Raw genomic sequence first — 18694 nt, 5'->3', positions numbered from 1 at the left:
GTCCTACAAAACGCGTGCGCGTACCACGTAACTATCGAGGAGGTCGTGCATGCGCAGCCATTCCAGGACCTCGGGGGTCAATAGGCGCAAGCTGGCACCATTGTTGATTGCGTTGACGAAGGCCTCGACGGGCTTGGGCACGTTTTCTTCAAACTTGATTTGACTGAGGTCCTCAGACAGAGCGTGTACGTCGTCGATCGCTTCTTGGGTCGCGGGCACGGTATGCCGATAGCGAGCGAATTTTTCGTACAGGCGTGTGTACTTCTCGAGAGCGATCTTGTTGTCGGGGATTTGCGCGAGCCCGATGCGGCGCCGCTCAGGTGGTAAGCCTGGGAATAGGTGATCCGCGAAATACCGGCTCCAGTCTTGGCGCAGCGTGGTCTCCAAGGTCGCAATCGCGCCTTCTAAAGCCTCGAGCAGTCCATTCCAATGCTTACCGTGGGTAAGGGTATTGGCCTTCGGTTGCGCATCAAATCGGCCACGCAAGTGCCCGATGAGTTTGCGAGCCGTTTGGAAATCAGGACTGTCTGAGAGCGGCACCCCAGCGTTGCGCAGCATGACGCCGCGCGCGGTCAAAGCGTGCAATTTGAGCTGCTTGTCGGCCAAGGACTTATGCAGGTCGATCAAACGGCGCACTTCGTCCACGTTGGCCTGGGCGTCTTGTGCGATTTGCAGGCGCTCAAGCGCTACTTTGGCGTCGATTAGCAGCATTCCTGCTCTCCTTTCGCTTCCAATACATTCATATCACCGAGTAAGCTGTCGAAAGCGGCGCGGATCCTGTTCGCCTCGGCTTCCACATCGATTTCTTTCGTCGCCCCGTGCAAACTGTCGGCCCGCACCTTGACGACCGTGACCACCTTGCGCGCCATGAGGACGAAGCGATGCGCCACAATCAATGGGTTGATGTCCAGTTGCGCGATACGGCTGAGGCCCTTGCCATCAGCTTTATCGCCATCTAGCTGTGCCGCGGCCTGCTGGAGCGTGATCTGCGCTTCCCTCACGGCACTCTCGCGGAACTCATCAGCCAAGCGTTTAAACGCGGCGCTGGTCATGCCCATCTGTTCATTCGACCACGTGCCGCCCATGCCATCGACCAGATCTTTGAGGGCCGTGACGACTTGATTTTTGTCGTAGTTGTCGCCCAAGTCCTTCTGAAGCACTTCCTGCAGGCGTGCTGCTTCGGTGAGCACGCGTTTTGCTCGCATACCTAGGCTGCCTTCGGACATCTTTGACAACACGCTGCTAACATCCGCATCAATGTTTTCTAAACTGCTGGAACTGGCCTTTTCCCCATCGGCTGGCGCGTTCTCGAGCAAGCGCGCGATATCGACGCCGTAAGCGGTGTTGCCGTCGCTTTGGAAGCAGCCACTGTGCTCCAACAAGATGTTAGTGAGCTTGGCACGGATGGCCAGAGCGCTTTCTTGGAGTTGGCGCCATTCTTGCAGCGGCAGCGTCGCGTCGGGCGGCAAGGCGCTTGGTAAGTTCGGTTCGGCGAACAGGAAACTCGATAGGCCAAGCGGGGTCTGGCCACGATCAAGGACCCCGAGCAAGCGACTATTGGTACTGAGCAGCTTGCTGGCGGTACGCGCGCGTGTTTTGACCAGATTGCGGATGGTCGCCAGCGCTTGTGGCATCAGGCGTTGCACCAGATTGGCGATGCGTGCCAGGTCGTCGTCTACTTCCTCGTAATCGGTTTTTCGCTTATAAAACTGGTAGAACCGTAACAAGGCGATCAACTCAGTGCGTAGGCGCCCGTCTTGGTCACGGTGGTCCGGCGCGATCTTGATCGCGTCAGACAATATCGTGGTCTCGCCGCCCGCGTGTGGAATCGAGATCCGACTGCTGCCAAAAGCAAAGCTCGTGCAACGCTCGGCGTTCCAATCGATACGGTCGCTGATGGCCTGGTCCAGCGCTTTGCGAATCAGATTGGCGACACCTTGGTCTAGGCGGACACTGTTTTGCACCCAGTTTTCGAGGGTAGCGCGCAGGTCGGCGACTAACTTGTCTTCCGGTCGTGCCGCGGGTACCGTGGTGCGAGCGACGTCGGCGCCCGTGTCGAGCGGTTCGGTGCGGGCACGCGCACCGGGCGCTGGGCTTGGCGCAGGCGTGGGTCGTGGTGCCGGTGCAGCGATGCCAGGTGACTCTAAGCCAAACGCGTGATAGACCTGCGCGGGAATGCGGCCCAAGTCGGCACGGGTTGCCGGCGAATCGCCCCAAATTGTCACGAGGCGGGCGTAGCGCTGGCGCTGGTCGGCAGACACGGGCAAGGTAGATAGCCACTCTGCCACTTCTGCCGAGGCCGATGGCGCGAGCAGGCTCGGTGGCGGAAACTGCTGGCTTGCATAGGCGTCGCGGCCAATTAACAGCAGGTTACGCAGCACATGGTCGATCACGAAACGGGGGGTAAACCGCAGGGTGCCAGCCCGCGTCAAGGCCGAGCGTGCGAGACGCTCGATGGCCAATTCGGTAAACGGGAACAGCGGGATACCGTCGATGTGGCCGAACGCCGACAAATCGGCATCGGTGCTGTCCTGATCGATGAAAGTGTCGATCCACGCTTGCTGACTCGACCAATCGCGGGTGCGCTGTTTGTAACGGCGCACTAATTCTTCATAGCCCCAACGCGCAGCGTTCAGGTAAGAGGCGACCAGCCGCTTAGTACGCAGCAAGACTTCCTCTTCGCTGTTTAGATCGCTCTCGACGATCCACTGGCGCTTGGCGCGGGTCGCGATCGTGTCTTGGCCGGCGAGGTAGCCGTCGGTGACGGCGATCGCCGAACGCATGGTCGCATACTTGCGCTCGTTGTCACGCACACCCTCTTGGATGAGCACGTGTAGCAGCGTTTCTTGAATACCCGTGAGGGCCTTGAAGTCTTCGACGAGGATCACCAATTCACGACCGTCGATGAGTAGCAAGCGGCGGATTTCGAGGATGACGTCTTGCAGCGTCATGCCACCGATTGCTTCGTGCAACTTGAACAACTGGCGCACGGCTTGGTCGACGACTTTACCGTTGAGCACGTCAACGGCAACCTGGATGCCCGCCTTGTTGTTGGTGAGCAGGACCGATTCGAAATAGCTCTGGGTCGACTCTGCCGCCTTGCCCAACTCGATCGAATCGGGCAATTCAAAATCTGCTGGCGTAAAATCGTCGACTGGCTCGGCCCCCTCCAGCGCATGTTGGCCGGCGACGGCGCGTTTAACGATGCGCGGGAATACATGCTCACGAAAATGTTCGACCACGATCGGGTCGCCCATGAAGCGTGACAGTTTTTCGGCGTGGCCCAGGCGCTGCCTGAGCACGCTATTACTTGGGTTGGCTTTGGCTTGCTGTCGCAATTCGCTTGCCAGCGCTTTCAGCGCGATCTCGAGTTGTCCTTGGAAACTGATGGTGGCATCGGCGATGTCGACACCGGTCATCGCTTTCTTGAACTCTTCCTTGACCTTGGCGTAGCGCTCGTCGGGAAGTGGCTCGAGGATCAGTTCGACGACACTGCGTAAGCTCGCTGACTTGGGGATGCGGATGACAAGGTATTTGCCTTCGCTATCCTCTGCTTGCAGGCGGGCGGCGAGCATGCGCACCATGTGCGACTTACCGACGCCGGATGCGCCGGTGATCGGCATCACGTGCACACCCATCGGCACGTCCGGCGTCACGAAGTAGCGATACAACTCGTCTTCGGTGGTGGCCACTTTCGGCCCATTCTCGGTCCGGTAGCTGAGGGGCGACGGTTGGTGGACAGCCAGCAGCACGGCATCGTGCGCGCCTTCGGCTTCCGGTTTGATACAGTCGTTAACGGCCTCTTTGGAGGGCCAGTATTTCATCAGATTCATGCTTACGCTCCGACCATACGCACGTGGGTGAACGACGTCCAAGTACGGTAATTTCGTCCCGTCAGTTTGGCGACACTACCGGCGTCGGCCTTGGTCTCCAAGACGATGGCGCCACTCAATTCCAGGCGTCGCAGGGCGATCGACAAGGACATCGACAAATGGCCTTCAGCAGGCTTACGCCATGTGTCGAGGCGCAGGTTGGCCTCGACTTCTTTTCGATAGATGCCGCCATCCAAAACCGGAATTTTCGTGCTCAGTTCGTCGAGGAATACGGTGGCGGCCATGGTTTCACCGGCGCCCAGGATCGATGACAATTCGCCGCGCACGGCTTCGGTCGGATCGAACAAAAAATCTTTTTCCCCGGTCGCAAAGCCCAGGTAGCGGGCCCAGGATCGCAAACCAGGCCAACGCGTGTAGTTCTTGAAAATGGTGAGTTGGCCGTTGACCTGCGAACCCTCGAGGGTTTCGATGGCGTTGGCGCTGTCGGGCAAGTTATAGATGTCTTGGGCGAGCGCCCAGGACAAGCCGCGTGCGAAGTCGGACGCGCGACCACCGCCCTTTTCGGTATTCTCTTCAGCCGTCACCGTGAGGGGAAGGCAATGCTGCTCTTGCAGCACCAAACGCCGGCACACGCTTGGTAAGGTGTCGAGCGCCGCTTCCAACGGTGCGCCACGTTTGCGCTCGAGATTCACTTTGATCTTACCGGCCTCTTCAGTGAACAGGCCAAATTCCAGCCAACGCGCAAGCGCAGCGCGCAATCGGCCCATATTCCCAGGCACCGAACAGGCGCTAAGCAACTCGTCTTTGTCGATCGGTCCGTACTTGGCGGCGACGGCGGCAAGAGTGACGACTTGCCCATGCAGGCCATCACTTGCCAGGTTTAAGATTGTCATTGGCTAATAATTGGTAGCAGCTGTTGAAGGAAGGCGGCGTGTTCGGTGACGTCAGCCAATTTGCGTAAGGGGTTGCTTGGGTCCGACTGGCTACGCGGCAAAAGCACGATGTGGTAAGGCCGCTCGAGCAAGTGCATTTGGTCGAGCATGGTGGTGGCCGATGCCCCGTCGAGCACGCTCACGCGCGCGAGCGGCGTATAGGGTTCGAGTTCGTCCAAGCGCCGATGGAGTACGACACCATCCGGGGCGCGGCGGTAGAGTCGCTGCCACTCTGGCAGTTGTACGAGCGGGCTGTGCGCAGCGGTGTCAACCTCACGCACGCCGCACTCGTGGACAAGCCAACTGACGAAGCGGATCACATCACGGGAGACTTCGGCGGCCGGCGCGTCATCTTCATAAAAGACGTAGACAAAGGCGGGATCGACCCAAGGAAAGCGCAGCCTCCATTGGCTGAAATTGGCCTGGTCGACGTTTTGTATGAAGGTCGGGGTCGGCATGCGATAACGACGGCGCACATCGGGGTCAAACCGGTCTTGATGGCAGCCACCGCATACGCGCGTCACTGACACCGGCCACGGCCCGCTGTTGATCCTGTAGAGTTGCGCCAGGGTCTTACCAACTTCGTGCTTGTCCTTGAGCAGCCCGCGCATCAAGTTTAAATTGCGATTGGCTGCTTGCAGCGTGGCGCTACGCGAAGCGGTGACGTGTTCTGCCCACACCTCTGGTAATAAGTGGCCATTGTTCAAGATCCGTACGCGGATCTTCGCCAGCGCAGCCAGCAAGGACGAGGCCTCGTCTGGCTCGGGGTGGCTGGCTGGTGATAGGCCTGCGGCGACCCCCACGTCCAGTGCGATCAAGCCGGCGCGCGCCATTAAGATTAAGGTGCGCATATTCCAGTCGACGTTGTATTCGCTGGTGCCGCTCAGTTTGGCGCGTCGCGCTTCGATGTCGATCTCGTAGACGTCTTCTTGGTCGGTTGGGCGACGCCCTTCGTACATCGCGGTCCAGCGACTGATACCGAGTTCCTGCGAGATGATCATGGGACGCGCCAAGCGCTCTGGCAGTTTCCAGTCGCGGTCGTCGTACACGAGCAGAGAGACGCAGGGGCGGCCATCGCGACCACCACGCCCGACTTCTTGGTAATACCGGTCCAGAGTCTCGGGGATCGTCGCGTGAATGACGGTGCGGACATCGCTTTTGTCGATGCCAACCCCGAACGCCGATGTGGCAATGATGCCGTCGAGGCGGTTGTCGACCCAGTCTTTGATGATCGTGGCACGGTCCTGGGTCGAGGTTGAGCCGTCAAAACTCGCGAGACGGCGCAAACCTGCGTTGTATTTGAGGACGTGCTCCCACTGGCGGATTTCCGCGCGGGTCGTGACATACAAAATGAAGGGGCGCGGTGCGTGACGCAGCGCTTCGAGTACGCGCTCTTGCTTGTCCTGTGCGTCGGCAGCGTAATACGACCAGTATTGCGGCTCGGGCCGCAAGTGGACGGCAGACACCATCTGCACTTTGTCGGCAGGTCCAAACAGGGTCGCTAAGGTCTCGATCGTCTCTTGTGTGTAGGTCGCGCTCAGTAACACGGTGCGAAAGCCGCGCGGCGCCACCTGCAATAAAGCGTGGCGCAAGCCTGCCAGCAGTTGGAAGGCGGGACGGAAGGCATCCCCCCAGCCGGTGACGAGGTGGGCTTCATCGATCACTAGGTAGTGCAACATGCCAGCCTGAGCCGCGTCGGTGACGGCGCTCAGAAGCGAGGTGGTTAACGCCTCGGGGGACGTAAACAAAATGCGCTGGGTACCGTCGCGCAGTCGTGCACGGATCTCGGCGCGCTTGGTGTCGTCCAAGCCGCTATGCCAAGCCAGCGGCCAATCCTTGCTACCCCCTTCCGCTTTGTGGATAAAGCCGCGCATGGCGCGCTCTTGGTCGAGCGCCAGCGCCACGGTGGGCACGACGAAAATCGTGAGGGCTCCGGCGAGCTTACGGACCAAGGCTGGCGCTTGTCCGACCAAACTTTTGCCTGAGCCGGTCGGCAAGTTCACCAGCAAGGTCTCACCTGGTTTCATCAGGAACACGGCGCGCACGGCGTCACGCTGGCCGGCCGATGAATAGGCGTTAAAGCCAGTGGCGTCCGTGATAAACGGATCCGCTGGGCACGCGCCCTCGGTGCGCACCTTTTTGTCAGTAAAAGCGTCGTGAAACACGCCGCCAACGACGCTACTCAGCCAAGTCGGGTCCCAGTCTTGCGCGGAAAGGACAAAGGCGCCGTCTTTGGTGGGCAGTGCCTGTACCGCATGCAGGTCCCAATCTTGGGCGCTAGGCCAGCCGCTGCCTGCTGGTACGCGTAACACCTCGGTTTGACCGGTGCGTGCACTCTCGGCGAGCAAGCAATGACGGATCAAGGGTGGCAAATCGGCGCGTCGCGATGCCATCGTTCTCTGCTGGCGCGCCAGACCGATGATTTGACAGAGACGATCATAAATCCCGTCGTAAGAATCCTTATCGGCGACCGCCGTGCTACCGTCCCAATCGCTGATGAGCGCTTGTAGGTCGGTGAAACCAAACTTCATGTACCGGTCCCCATCAAGCTATCCAGCACCGACACAGGACGGTCAGACAGGAACACGACGCCAGCGACATCGGATTTCAGTTCGGGGTTGGCAATGCCCTCATATAAAGCGTCGTTGAGTCGCTGTTCCCACTTGAACTGATCGCTTTCGGATTGCGCCTCCACGCCGACCAAAGACTGGATCCGGCTACGCCACTGCGCGTGGCGCACCTCGTCCTCAGCGCGGGAACGCTCGAGCGCTGCCTGTTTGCGGGCGGCGAGTTCGGGGCGCGCGAGCACCAGCGCGCGGGCACGTTCGTGCATTTGCAGACAGCGCGCGTGCCAGTTACCAAAGTCGTCAGGCGCGAAGCGCTTGAGCGCTCGGAAGTGTTCGATGCCCAGGTTTTTGTCGACGTAACCGGCGCCGCCCTCCTTCGCGTAGCGCATGGCGAGGGCTTCGTCCACGAACTCGGCCGGGATCTCGTCACCCTCTTCGTCCAGCCAAATGTGGATGATGAATGGCGCCAGCAGGGCGTCGCCGCGGCGACCAAGGACAGCGCGTGTGGCTTCGCTGTTTTCGCTGCGCATGCTGCGTAGGACCACCTCCGCCTTGTCCAGACGCGCTTCAACCAGGAAATCAAAGCGGAAGCATGGTTTGAATTGGTCCGGAGTCAGACCGGTCTCGAGTTGGCGCCACATGGCAAAACTGCGGCCACGGTCGTCCAGGTCCGAGAAGGCGCGCACCGCTTCCACAAATTCGTCCCCGTAGCGTAGTGGTTGCACGCTGCGCTTGACCGCACTGGTGCGATGCGCCAGGTGCGGGAACGACCTTGGTTCGCTCGCGCGACTGCCCGGCGCATCGTAATCAATCGCGCCTAAAAAGTCGTCCAGGAAGCCGGCCATGGGAATCAGGGTGGCCCTGCCGTTCGAGTCGGGCGGATGATAGTGAAAGCGCACTGGGTGTTCGATGGCGTTGGCGGCGCCATTGTTGGCCACTGGCACGGGGCTAAACAGCAGTGTGTCCGCGATCCAGTACAACATCGCCTTGCGAATGTTGCGCCAATCGTCGTCGACGTCGAACAATTGATCGAGTTCAGACTCGGGCAGCGGCGACAACTCGTCCAGCGCGTCTTGCTGGTCGATCAGTTTGAGTTCGCGCGCAACGAGGCCCTTGGGTCCACTCAAGCGCGCCGTCAACTCTTGAAGCGCCTCCGCGCCACCGGCAAATAAGCTCGTCTTTAAGCGGCCCAGTTCGTCCTCGACTAGGTATTGCAAGCTGGAGATCGATTGATTGAAAACGCCCAAGCCCTCTTGCAGCAGAGCGGCCCAGGCTTGCTGTAAGGGGGCGCCTTCGTCGAGCAGCACGAACGAGCGAATTTGGCTGCCGGCGCCATAGCGGTCGACCCGGCCCATACGCTGTTCGATCCGATTCGGCGCGATCGGCAAGTCGAAGTGGATGACGGTCTTGTTCCCACCTTGCAGATTCAATCCCTCTTCGGTGCGGCGATCGCAGACCAACACATTGATGGCGGGGTCGGTGAGAAAGACCGCCCAAGACTCAGCCTTCTCGAGGTCGTCCTCTTCATCGAGTTCGATCACATGGCGCACTGCATTAAGATGCGCCCGTTTAAGTTGGTGCACCACGGCATCGGCGACCTCGGGCTGCGAGCAGAAGACGACGGCCTTCGTCGAGGCCGACAAGGCACGCAAGACATCGATCAGCTTATCGCAGCGCGTCTCGCGCCAACGGTCGCCATCACACAGTCGGGCGACATGTTCGAGTAAGGCATCTTCCTCTTCAAAACGCCCATATGCTTGGCCTTCAGGCCAGGCAGGCAAGGCACGCCGACGCGCGCACAACTGCGCCAACTCGCTCGGGTCCTCGAGGTAAGCCGACGCGAATTCCCAGTAGAAGCGCGCGAGCGCCTCGACCGCCGGTGCCGCCAAATCGGTGCTCGACGCCGCGCCAGCGGCGATGCGCCACGCTTCGAGGGCAGACTCGAGCCGCGGCAAGGACGAACTTGTGATCAAACCGCGTTGTGCGCCACTGCGGTTGGGCGTCAGGCCAATCACGCGCTTGCGTCGGTTGCGCAGGATGCGCCGATTCAAGCGATAGGTTTCAGAGATGTGCGCACGCAGTTGCTGGATGCCGGCGATCAGATCTTCGTCGTCTTCGTCAGGCATCTCCAGTAACTGGGCTTTCAGGTCGCTCACCAAGCGCTGCAAGCGCTCGTCGTCGAGCAGGCGCGCGGCCAGGTCGTCTAAAGGCTCGTCGAGGAATAAGGCGTTATCGGGCGTGAGCATGGCCGCCACTTCGGCCAGTGCTTGGCGATGCGCGATCTTGCGCTTAAATCCTTCCGAGTCCTCGAGCAGGTAGACCACCGGATCGATCAGGTGCAGCATGCGCAAGAAACCTTCTTCGTTGCGCAGGATCGGTGTGGCCGACAAGAGCAGCAAGCGCTCGGCGTGGCGCGCAGCCTTGCGCAGCATCTCGTACATCTTGCGGCTTGTGGCGTCGCTCGTCGGTGCTGCCACGTGATGGGCCTCGTCGACAACCAGCATGGTGACGCCCTCGAGCGCCTCGGCTTGTTTGTTGCCTGGCTGTTGCGGTAGCACGAACACAGATTCGCCGAGGTAGACCTGGAGCCCGAAACGCTGTGCCAGTTCGCGGCGCCATTGCAGCACCAAAGCCTCGGGTACCAAGATCACCACGCGGTGATGCGGATCGTCGAGCACGGCCTGACGAATGATGATGCCAGCTTCGATGGTTTTGCCTAAACCGACTTCGTCGGCGAGCAGATAGCGCTGCGCGGGGTCCTTAAGGACACGCCTGACGACGTCGATCTGGTGCGCATTCAGTTCGACCGAGGACGATAGCAAGGATTGGATACCGAACGCGGCACCGCGCTGGTCGGTGTAGGTTTGCAGGAAACCAGAACGTGCTTCGGCGTATTGTGGGGTTTCGGTGATGAAGCGGGCGAGATATTGGGCGGGATTGTCGATCGGGCGTTTCCAACGCACGAAGGCGTCGCTGTAAGCTACGTAGCTGTCTTCCTTGTGGCTGAAGCGGACGTATAAACCTTCGCCATCGTCTTCTTGCACACGACCGACCCGCCAGCGGTTGTCCAGTTCACGGTAGACGTAGACCCGGGTATTGCGGCCGAGGCGCTTACGGACGAGCGCCGCTTTGGGCACTTGGATAATCTCGAGTCCGCCTTCGGCTGGGGAGTCGAAATATTCAACGAGGCACTCTGCGCCTACGCGCACCAGTTTGCCGAAGCCGTCGCGCTCACGCCCTTTTACCTCGCAAAACATCTTCAATCCCTTCAGCTCACATTGATGCTACGGCATGCAGGTCAGGCTAGCGGCGCCATGTTGTGCAGACCATCCGGCACACGTCGTCGGCGAATATTCTACGCAGCAACCTGACAAAATTTTAATAAATCAGGTTCCGTCCAGCAAGTAAATTTTCGTTGAATTAAAGAATTAAATGGGGCCGTTGTTTTTCAATTCTTTTCGACGCAGAGTGGCTTTCTCCCAAGTTAGGTCGGACTGTCTAGTAATCGCAAATTTCGTGCTGATCAGACGCTCAGGTCCTTTGAACTGAGCCTATGCCGGCGCCTCAAACGTCGCACGTCAAGGCACCAGTCGGCATCCTCCTTGTTCACCAACCCCGACCATGAAAGCTAGGAATTTGTAGACACTTTCCAGAACTACACACCGATTTAAAACTCAACTCAAATTTACACATAGCACGACTTGCATCAGAAGACTGCACCCTACAATCAAAGAATTACTTACTATAAAGGATGCATCTATGTCATTCCACTTAGCTAACGTGAGCGACAACATATTCGACGACTGGCTGCGCGGAATGAGTGACCGGATTTCAGGCGAGGACTTATGCGACGAGCGCTTGATAGAACTTGTGGGGACAACTCTCCGAGAAACCGCTCCGGAAGCACGGGCACGATGCTTAGTCGACTTGGCGAACTTGTGCTATGCCATGGCCGACAAGACGTTGGGCTCACGGACGCCTTCCGCTAAATGCTTAAAGATTGTGGTAAACGTCGGGCAACGCCAGTAGACACCAACTGATGGGCCTGCAGGGGCAGCGGCGGCCGACCGACTTGTCGAGCCGCGAGTTGCATAGCTGAAGGAATTTACTTACACAGCCGTTACACGGCTCGGCTGGTTACACACAAAAGAGATCAGGAGCCAGAGAGGGCATTGTTTAAGCCCCTGATTTTTTAGAGATATTTTGGTAGGCCTCCCCGGAGTCGAACCGGGCACCAACGGATTATGAGTCCGCTGCTCTAACCAGGCATGAGCTAGAGGCCCAGAAATCGGGACAGTGGCTGAAAGAAGATCTCGCCACCCGCTCCAGCGGCGCGGAACCGTGAAGCAGAGTGGCGAGAGGATATTGCTTTTACACTAGAGCCGTCAAGCTTTCAGTGGATCGGCAGCCAACAATCAGCTGCTCCCCTCCAGGAAGCTCTTCAGCTTGTCCGAGCGCGACGGATGCCGCAGCTTGCGCAGCGCCTTCGCCTCGATCTGGCGAATCCGCTCACGGGTCACATCGAACTGCTTGCCCACCTCTTCCAGCGTGTGGTCGGTCGACATCTCGATACCGAAGCGCATGCGCAGTACCTTGGCTTCGCGTGGGGTCAGCGAGTCCAGCACGTCCTTCACCACACCGCGCATTGAGGCATGCAGGGCCGCATCCGACGGCGCCAGCGTGTTGTTGTCCTCGATGAAGTCACCCAGATGCGAATCATCGTCGTCGCCGATCGGCGTTTCCATCGAAATCGGCTCTTTCGCGATCTTCATGATCTTCCGGATTTTGTCTTCCGGCATTTCCATTTTGATCGCGAGCGTTGCCGGGTCCGGCTCGGCGCCCGTTTCCTGCAGGATCTGGCGCGAGATACGGTTCATCTTGTTGATGGTTTCGATCATGTGCACCGGAATACGGATGGTGCGCGCCTGGTCGGCGATCGAGCGGGTAATGGCCTGGCGGATCCACCACGTCGCATACGTCGAGAATTTATAACCGCGGCGGTATTCGAACTTGTCCACCGCCTTCATCAGGCCGATGTTGCCTTCCTGGATCAGGTCGAGGAATTGCAGGCCGCGGTTAGTGTACTTTTTCGCAATCGAAATCACCAGGCGCAAGTTCGCCTCGGTCATTTCGCGCTTGGCCTTGCGGGCCTTCATTTCACCGGCCGCCATCTGGCGGTTGATGTTGCGCAGGTCCGGCAGCGGCAGCACGACGCGTGCCTGCAGGTCGATCAGGCGTTGCTGCAATTCCTTGATCGTCGGGATATTGCGGCCCAGGATGGCGCTGTAGGCGTGGCCGGCGTTCACTTCGCCGTCGACCCATTCCAGGTTCGTTTCGTTGCCCGGGAAGACCTTGATGAAGTGGGCGCGCGGCATGCCGCAGCGGTTCACGGCCACGTCCAGGATCTGCTTCTCGATGTGGCGCACTTCGTCGACCTGGCCGCGCAGGGTGTCGCACAGCTTTTCGACGACTTTCGCCGTGAAGCGGATGCCCAGCAGTTCGTTCGAGATGGCTTCCTGCGCCTTGACGTAGGCCTTGGAGTTGTAGCCATCCTTCTCGTAGGCCTTGCGCATCTTGTCGAACTGCTGTTCGATGTGGCCGAATTTTTCCAGGGCCGATGCTTTCAGGGCTTCGAGCTGCTCGGCGGAATAGCCGGCCGCGCCGGTGCTGGCGGAGGCCTCTTCTTCCTCGCCCTCTTCCTCGTCCTCGGCTTCTTCTTCCTCGTCCTCGTCGCTATCGCTGTTGCTCGGGCCGACGGCGCTCGGGGAGGTTTCTTCCGGATCTTCCGGGTCGACCATGCCGTCGACGATTTCGTCGATCTTGATCTCGTCGGCTTCGATGCGGTTGGCGGCGGAGATGATTTCGGCGATCGTCACCGGGCAGGCGGAAATTGCCTGGATCATGTCGCGCAGGCCGTCTTCGATGCGCTTGGCGATTTCGATCTCGCCTTCGCGCGTCAGCAGCTCGACCGAACCCATTTCGCGCATGTACATGCGGACCGGGTCGGTGGTGCGGCCGAAGTCGGAGTCGACGGTCGACAGCGCCGCTTCGGCGGCAGCCTCGGCTTCGTCGTCGCTGGTGACGGTGGCGACGTTATCGGACAGCAGCAGCGTTTCGGCATCCGGCGCGTGTTCGTACACGGCAATGCCCATGTCGTTGAATGTGCCAATGATGCCTTCGATCGCTTCCGGGTCGACGATGTTGTCGGGCAGGTGGTCGTTGATTTCCGAGTAGGTCAGGAAGCCGCGTTCCTTGCCGGACTTGATCAGCGCCTTCAGCTTCTGGCGGCGGATCTCGAGCTCTTCTTCGCTCGCTTCGGTGTCGGAGGAGAAGGCGTCTTTCAGCAAGGCTTTTTCTTTGGCCTTGCGGTCCTTGGCCTTGGCCTTGTCGACGGCCTTCATTTCGGCGCGTTCGACGGCGTTCAGCGCGGCGACCTCATCGTTCTCGGGCGTGAATTCCTTCGGCTTGCGTCCGCGCCGCCCAGGGACCTTGACGGTCGGCAGCACGTAGCCCGACGTATCGATGGCGGCCAGGGTGGCGGCATCGGTGGTCTGACTGACGACAGGCGCGGTGCTCGTACGAACGTCCGCCTTGTCTTGCGCGTTGTCCGCCTTGGCGGACGCTCTGGTGGGTTTGGCAGCCACTTTGGGTTCGGGTTTCTTGGTTGGCACAGGCGCTTTCGATGTCACGACGACGAACTTTACGATGGTTAAAGATAAAGTTTTATTACCTTACAACACCCTGCAAACAGCGTACAACACTGCTTCGCTAACGGAAACTCCACGCGCCTTTTGACACGAAAATCGTTTCAAAGGTTGCAATAGTTAGCGTTTTATTATAGCACGCACCCCTTATTTTTCCAGATACAAACCGTGCCATTGAGGCAACAGTCGGCGGCGGGCTTGCCAGCCTCAGCGCGGCGACATCGCTGCTTCCGCCTCCTTGGCCAAGACGTGCTGCTGTGCTGTGATTTCGCGATAGCGGGTACTTACTTGATCTGGGGTCAGACCAGAAGAAAACAACTGGTTCAACTCCTGTTTCAAGGCATCCATCTTGATTTGCCTCACAGCGCTTACAACAAATACACGGTCCGCTTCACTGTCCGATTCGGGTTCCGACGCAATTTCGGCGATGATCCGGTCGTACTCGCCCGTCACTTCTTTCAGCTGCTGCGACAGCGCGGCAAAGGTGCCGTATTCCCCTAAAGCCTGGGCCATTTCCACCAGGTGGCGCAAGGCTGCAGCGTTGTCGGAACCGAAGTATTCGAACGCCTGCAACGAGGATTCGTCCAGGCTAAGCGAGATCGACGGGTGCGCCACCAGGATGCGCAGGATCTGCAATTCCAGGCCCACCGGCTCCGGACGCCCCTGGCGCGGCGGCGCCTTGCGTGCCACCGATACCGGCTTGGACAGTTCGAACAGGGTTTCGATCTCGGCTGGCGTCGATTCCGTAAGGCTGGCCAGCATGCGCACGATCTGCAGGCGCAGGCTCGACGGCGTCATGGCTTGCAGCATCGGTTTCGCATCGAACTGGGTCTTGGCGCGCCCTTCCGGCGTGGACAAATCGTGCTCGCCCGTCACTTCGCGGATCAGGAATTGCGATAGCGGCATTGCCTCGGAAATTTCCTGCGCAAAGGCGTCGGCGCCGAATTCGCGCACGTAGCTATCCGGGTCGTGCTCTTGCGGCAGGAACAGGAACTGGATGGTCTTGTTATCGCTCACTTGCGGCAGGCAGGCTTCCAACGCGCGGCGGGCGGCGCGTCGGCCGGCCTTGTCGCCGTCGAAGCTGAAGATGACGTTGTCGGTCTGGCGCAGCAGCTTTTGCACGTGGGTACTGGTGCAGGCGGTGCCGAGGGTGGCAACGGCTTGCGGGAAGCCGAGCTGGGCCAGCGCGACGACGTCCATGTAGCCTTCCGTCACCAGCACATAGCCGGCGTCGCGGATCGCCTGGCGTGCTTCGAACAGGCCATACAGTTCCAGGCCTTTCTGGAACAGCGGCGTTTCCGGCGAGTTCAGGTATTTCGGTTCGCCACCGTCGAGCACGCGGCCGCCGAAGCCGATCACCTGCCCCTTGGTGTTCCGGATCGGGAACATGATGCGCTCGCGGAAGCGGTCGTAGCGTTTCTTGTTGCTGCCGTCTTCGTCGACCTTGTCAATGACCAGGCCGGACTCGACCAGGGCCAGCGCGTCGTAATCCTTGAACACGCTCCGCAGGCTATCCCAGCCGGAAGGGGCGTAGCCCATGCCGAAACGGGCGGCCACCTCCCCGGTCAAGCCGCGATTCTTCAGGTAGGCGATCGCGTTCGGGGCCTGGCGCAATTGCGCGCGGTAATAGTCGCAGGCTTGGGTCAGGGCGTCGGTCATCGCCAGCGATTGCGCCTGCTGGGCGGCGCGCTGCATCGGCGGGATCTTGTCGTCGGCTTCGGGCACGATCATGCCGACGTTCTGCGCCAGGTCTTTCACCGCATCGACGAAGCCCATGCCCGAGTATTCGATCAGGAAGCCGATGGCGGTGCCGTGGGCGCCGCAGCCGAAGCAGTGGTAGAACTGCTTGGTGGGGCTGACGGTGAAACTGGGGGACTTTTCGCTATGGAAAGGACACAGCCCCATGAAATTGGCGCCGCCCTTTTTCAGCTGGACGTAACGCCCAACGACGTCGACGATGTCGACGCGGTTGAGCAAATCGGTAATGAATGATTGCGGGATCACTTGGTGGTCACAGTGTTTGTCTCAGGTCAGACTATACCGCAGCGCTTGCTACAAATTGATTTGCAACAAGCAGGGGCCGCTCAGGGCCCCTTTGTGGCACATCAGGCGCCGGACAGCGCTTTTTTGACGAGGTTCGATACAACAGTCATGTCGGCGCGACCGGCCAGCTTCGGCTTGACGATGCCCATGACCTTGCCCATGTCTTGCGGACCGGCGGCGCCGGATGCGGCCACGGCAGCGGCGACTTCGGCGGCGATCTCGTCATCCGACAGGCCGGCAGGCATGTAGGCGGCCAGCACTTCCAGCTCGGCCTTTTCGATGTCGGCCAGGTCGGGGCGGTTGCCGGCTTCGAACTGGGTGATCGAATCCTTGCGCTGCTTGATCATCTTTTCGACGATGGCGACGGTTTGCTGTTCGTTTACTTCGATCTGCTCGTCGACTTCCTTGCGCTTGATTTCGGCCAGGATCAGGCGGATGGTGGCCAGCTTGCCGGCTTCCTTGGCGCGCATCGCGGCTTTCATGTCGTTGGTGATTTGTTCTTTCAGGCTCATGGCATCCTCGAATAGTGTGCGGTGCAAACAACAAAACCCGCCGCGGTCACAACCAGGGCGGGTTCAAGAGACTTCTCGCGGCTACCGGGACGGGCATTGCCCACGTCGCCGGATCATGGCCAGCTGGAGAGTCTTAGTACAGCTTCTTAGGCAGTTGCTGGCTGCGGATGCGCTTGTAGTGACGCTTCACGGCAGCTGCCAGCTTGCGCTTGCGCTCTGCAGTTGGCTTTTCGTAGAACTCGCGTGCGCGCAGTTCCGTCAGCAGACCGGTTTTTTCGATAGTGCGCTTGAAGCGACGCATAGCGACTTCGAACGGCTCGTTTTCTTTAAGGCGGATAGTGGTCATGTAAAAATCAAACCGTTGGATTTAGGGAAGAACGAAAGTCTAGCAGGTTTTGACAAGTTGGGGAAGAGTTTACCTTCTTGTGCTGAATTTGCTACATCGGGTGGATGAGCATACGGCAATGGGGCTGTTGCCTGTTCTGTTATTGGTATGTTTGATCCGCGTGGGCACTTTGTGGGGCTGGCTAAATGCCAGCCCCACAAAGTGCCCACCCTACGGGAGAGGTTCCGGGCCCTTGTCGAATGAACCCGGAAAACGTTCCGGGCCATTGTCGGATGAAGCCGGGGGCGACGCTGGCAAACGCCTTTTTCCGTCTNCCCCCCCCCAAAATGGCCCCACCCTACGGGAGAGGTTCCGGGCCCTTGTCGAATGAACCCGGAAAACGTTCCGGGCCATTGTCGGATGAAGCCGGGGGCGACGCTGGCAAACGCCTTTTTCCGTCTAGTTAAACGCTCTGGCCGGCGGCGAAGCCGGAGGCCCAGGCCCACTGGAAGTTGTAGCCGCCGAGCCAGCCGGTGACGTCGACGGATTCGCCGATGAAGTACAGGCCCGGCACCTTGTTCGCCATCATCGTTTGCTGGGACAGTTCGCGCGTGTCGACGCCGCCCAGGGTGACTTCGGCCTTGCGGTAGCCTTCCGAGCCGGTCGGGACGATGGCCCAGCGGTTGATGGCGTCGCCGAGTTTACGCAGCTTGGCGTCGGCCATGTCGGCCAGGCGCGCATCGGGCGCGAAGCCGTTGGCAACGAGCAGGCCTTCGGCCAGGCGCCCGGGCAGCCATTGCGACAGGACGTTGCCGAGCTGTTTTTTCACCGTGGTCTTCGAGCCGATCAGTTCTTCGGCGACGTCCATTTCCGGCAGCAGGTTCAGCACGATCGGGGTGCCCGGTTGCCAGTAACTGGAAATCTGCAGGATCGCCGGACCGGACAGGCCGCGGTGGGTGAACAGCAGGTCTTCGCGGAAGAAGCCTTTCTTGCCCCCCTTCCCTTTGCCGGAGCTGGTCGACACTTCCACTTCCAGCGCGATGCCGGCCAGCGGTGCGAATGCTTCCCAGCTCGGGCCGTCGAAAGTCAGCGGCACCAGGCCGGGACGCGGCTCGATGACCTTCAGGTCGAACTGGGTGGCAATGCGGTAGCCGAAATCGGTGGCGCCGATCTTTGGAATCGACAGGCCGCCGGTGGCAATCACCACGCTGGCCGCTTCGATGTCGCCGTGGTCGGTGGCGATAAAGAAGCCGTCTTCAAATTTCTCGATCGATTCGATCTTGCACGGCATGCGCCAGGCGACTTCGCCTTTCAGGCATTCCGATTTCAGCATATCGATGATCTGCTCGGCCGATTCGGTGCAGAACAGTTGGCCGCGGTGCTTTTCGTGATGGGCGATGCGGTATTTCTTGACCAGCACGACGAAATCCTGGGCCGTATAACGCGACAGCGCGCTTTTGCAGAAGTGCGGGTTCTCGGACAGATAATTCTGGTGCGAGGCATTCACGTTGGTGAAATTGCAGCGCCCGCCGCCGGAAATGCGGATCTTTTCCGCGAGTTTTTCGGCGTGGTCGATCAGCACCACGCGCTTGCCGCGCTGCCCTGCCACGGCCGCAGCCATCATCCCGGCCGCGCCTGCGCCGATTACCGCTACATCGAATTGTTTTGCCATGCTGCTGCCGTGCCCTTCGAACCGAATCGCCAAACCGGCCATTTTAACCCGTCGCAGCGACAATGCCGAGGGCAGGCGGCAAAAACGCCGCGGCGATGCGACGTTC

10 protein-coding genes and 1 tRNA gene are annotated in these 18694 nt (G+C 59.8%); all 11 read right to left on the bottom strand.

Going from position 1 to position 18694, the window contains the following annotated elements:
* Positions 1-3: 3 nt before the first annotated feature.
* Positions 4-711, bottom strand: coding sequence for a hypothetical protein (locus tag QPK31_RS07190; protein ID WP_290422249.1), 708 nt, complete (start codon positions 709-711; stop codon positions 4-6).
* Positions 702-3833, bottom strand: coding sequence for a protein DpdH (gene dpdH / locus QPK31_RS07185; RefSeq protein ID WP_290422248.1), 3132 nt, complete (start codon positions 3831-3833; stop codon positions 702-704). The genes QPK31_RS07190 and dpdH overlap by 10 nt, the downstream gene beginning before the upstream one ends.
* Before the next feature lie 2 nt (positions 3834-3835).
* Positions 3836-4726: a protein DpdG gene (gene dpdG / locus QPK31_RS07180; RefSeq protein ID WP_290422247.1), complete on the bottom strand. Its 891-nt coding sequence runs from the start codon at positions 4724-4726 to the stop codon at positions 3836-3838.
* Positions 4723-7296, bottom strand: coding sequence for a protein DpdF (gene dpdF / locus QPK31_RS07175; RefSeq protein ID WP_290422246.1), 2574 nt, complete (start codon positions 7294-7296; stop codon positions 4723-4725). Before dpdF ends, dpdG begins: the two co-directional genes overlap by 4 nt.
* Entirely contained in the window at positions 7293-10589 is a 3297-nt protein-coding gene (dpdE, locus tag QPK31_RS07170) for a protein DpdE (protein ID WP_290422245.1), read from the bottom strand. The genes dpdF and dpdE overlap by 4 nt, the downstream gene beginning before the upstream one ends.
* 947 nt (positions 10590-11536) lie before the next feature.
* A tRNA-Ile gene (locus QPK31_RS07165) sits at positions 11537-11615 on the bottom strand.
* Positions 11616-11747: 132 nt separating this feature from the next.
* On the bottom strand, positions 11748-14003 hold the full coding sequence (rpoD, locus tag QPK31_RS07160) for an RNA polymerase sigma factor RpoD (protein ID WP_374045786.1): 2256 nt from the start codon (positions 14001-14003) through the stop codon (positions 11748-11750).
* A gap of 240 nt (positions 14004-14243) precedes the next feature.
* Entirely contained in the window at positions 14244-16040 is a 1797-nt protein-coding gene (gene dnaG, locus QPK31_RS07155; RefSeq protein WP_290422243.1) for a DNA primase, read from the bottom strand.
* Positions 16041-16141: 101 nt separating this feature from the next.
* A complete protein-coding gene (locus tag QPK31_RS07150) occupies positions 16142-16591 on the bottom strand; it encodes a GatB/YqeY domain-containing protein (RefSeq protein ID WP_290422242.1) in 450 nt (149 codons plus the stop codon).
* Positions 16592-16724: 133 nt separating this feature from the next.
* The gene (rpsU, locus tag QPK31_RS07145; protein WP_005665410.1) at positions 16725-16937 is read right to left on the bottom strand and encodes a 30S ribosomal protein S21; all 213 of its coding nucleotides are present in this window, start codon (positions 16935-16937) and stop codon (positions 16725-16727) included.
* 442 nt (positions 16938-17379) lie between these two features.
* Positions 17380-18588, bottom strand: coding sequence for an NAD(P)/FAD-dependent oxidoreductase (locus QPK31_RS07140; protein ID WP_290422241.1), 1209 nt, complete (start codon positions 18586-18588; stop codon positions 17380-17382).
* Between the last annotated feature and the right edge of the window lie 106 nt (positions 18589-18694).

Origin of the sequence: Massilia sp. YIM B02769 (genome assembly GCF_030411995.1) — a bacterium.
Lineage (GTDB): Bacteria > Pseudomonadota > Gammaproteobacteria > Burkholderiales > Burkholderiaceae_D > Telluria.
Note: the sequence above shows the minus strand (reverse complement) of the source record. Positions and strands in the feature narration are given on the sequence as shown.

Coding starts and splice junctions, on each gene's coding strand:
- QPK31_RS07190 (WP_290422249.1), bottom strand. CDS start 711: ATGCTGCTAATCGACGCCAAAGTAGCGCTTGAGCGCCTGCAAATCGCA.
- dpdH (WP_290422248.1), bottom strand. CDS start 3,833: ATGAATCTGATGAAATACTGGCCCTCCAAAGAGGCCGTTAACGACTGT.
- dpdG (WP_290422247.1), bottom strand. CDS start 4,726: ATGACAATCTTAAACCTGGCAAGTGATGGCCTGCATGGGCAAGTCGTC.
- dpdF (WP_290422246.1), bottom strand. CDS start 7,296: ATGAAGTTTGGTTTCACCGACCTACAAGCGCTCATCAGCGATTGGGAC.
- dpdE (WP_290422245.1), bottom strand. CDS start 10,589: ATGTTTTGCGAGGTAAAAGGGCGTGAGCGCGACGGCTTCGGCAAACTG.
- QPK31_RS07150 (WP_290422242.1), bottom strand. CDS start 16,591: ATGAGCCTGAAAGAACAAATCACCAACGACATGAAAGCCGCGATGCGC.
- rpsU (WP_005665410.1), bottom strand. CDS start 16,937: ATGACCACTATCCGCCTTAAAGAAAACGAGCCGTTCGAAGTCGCTATG.
- QPK31_RS07140 (WP_290422241.1), bottom strand. CDS start 18,588: ATGGCAAAACAATTCGATGTAGCGGTAATCGGCGCAGGCGCGGCCGGG.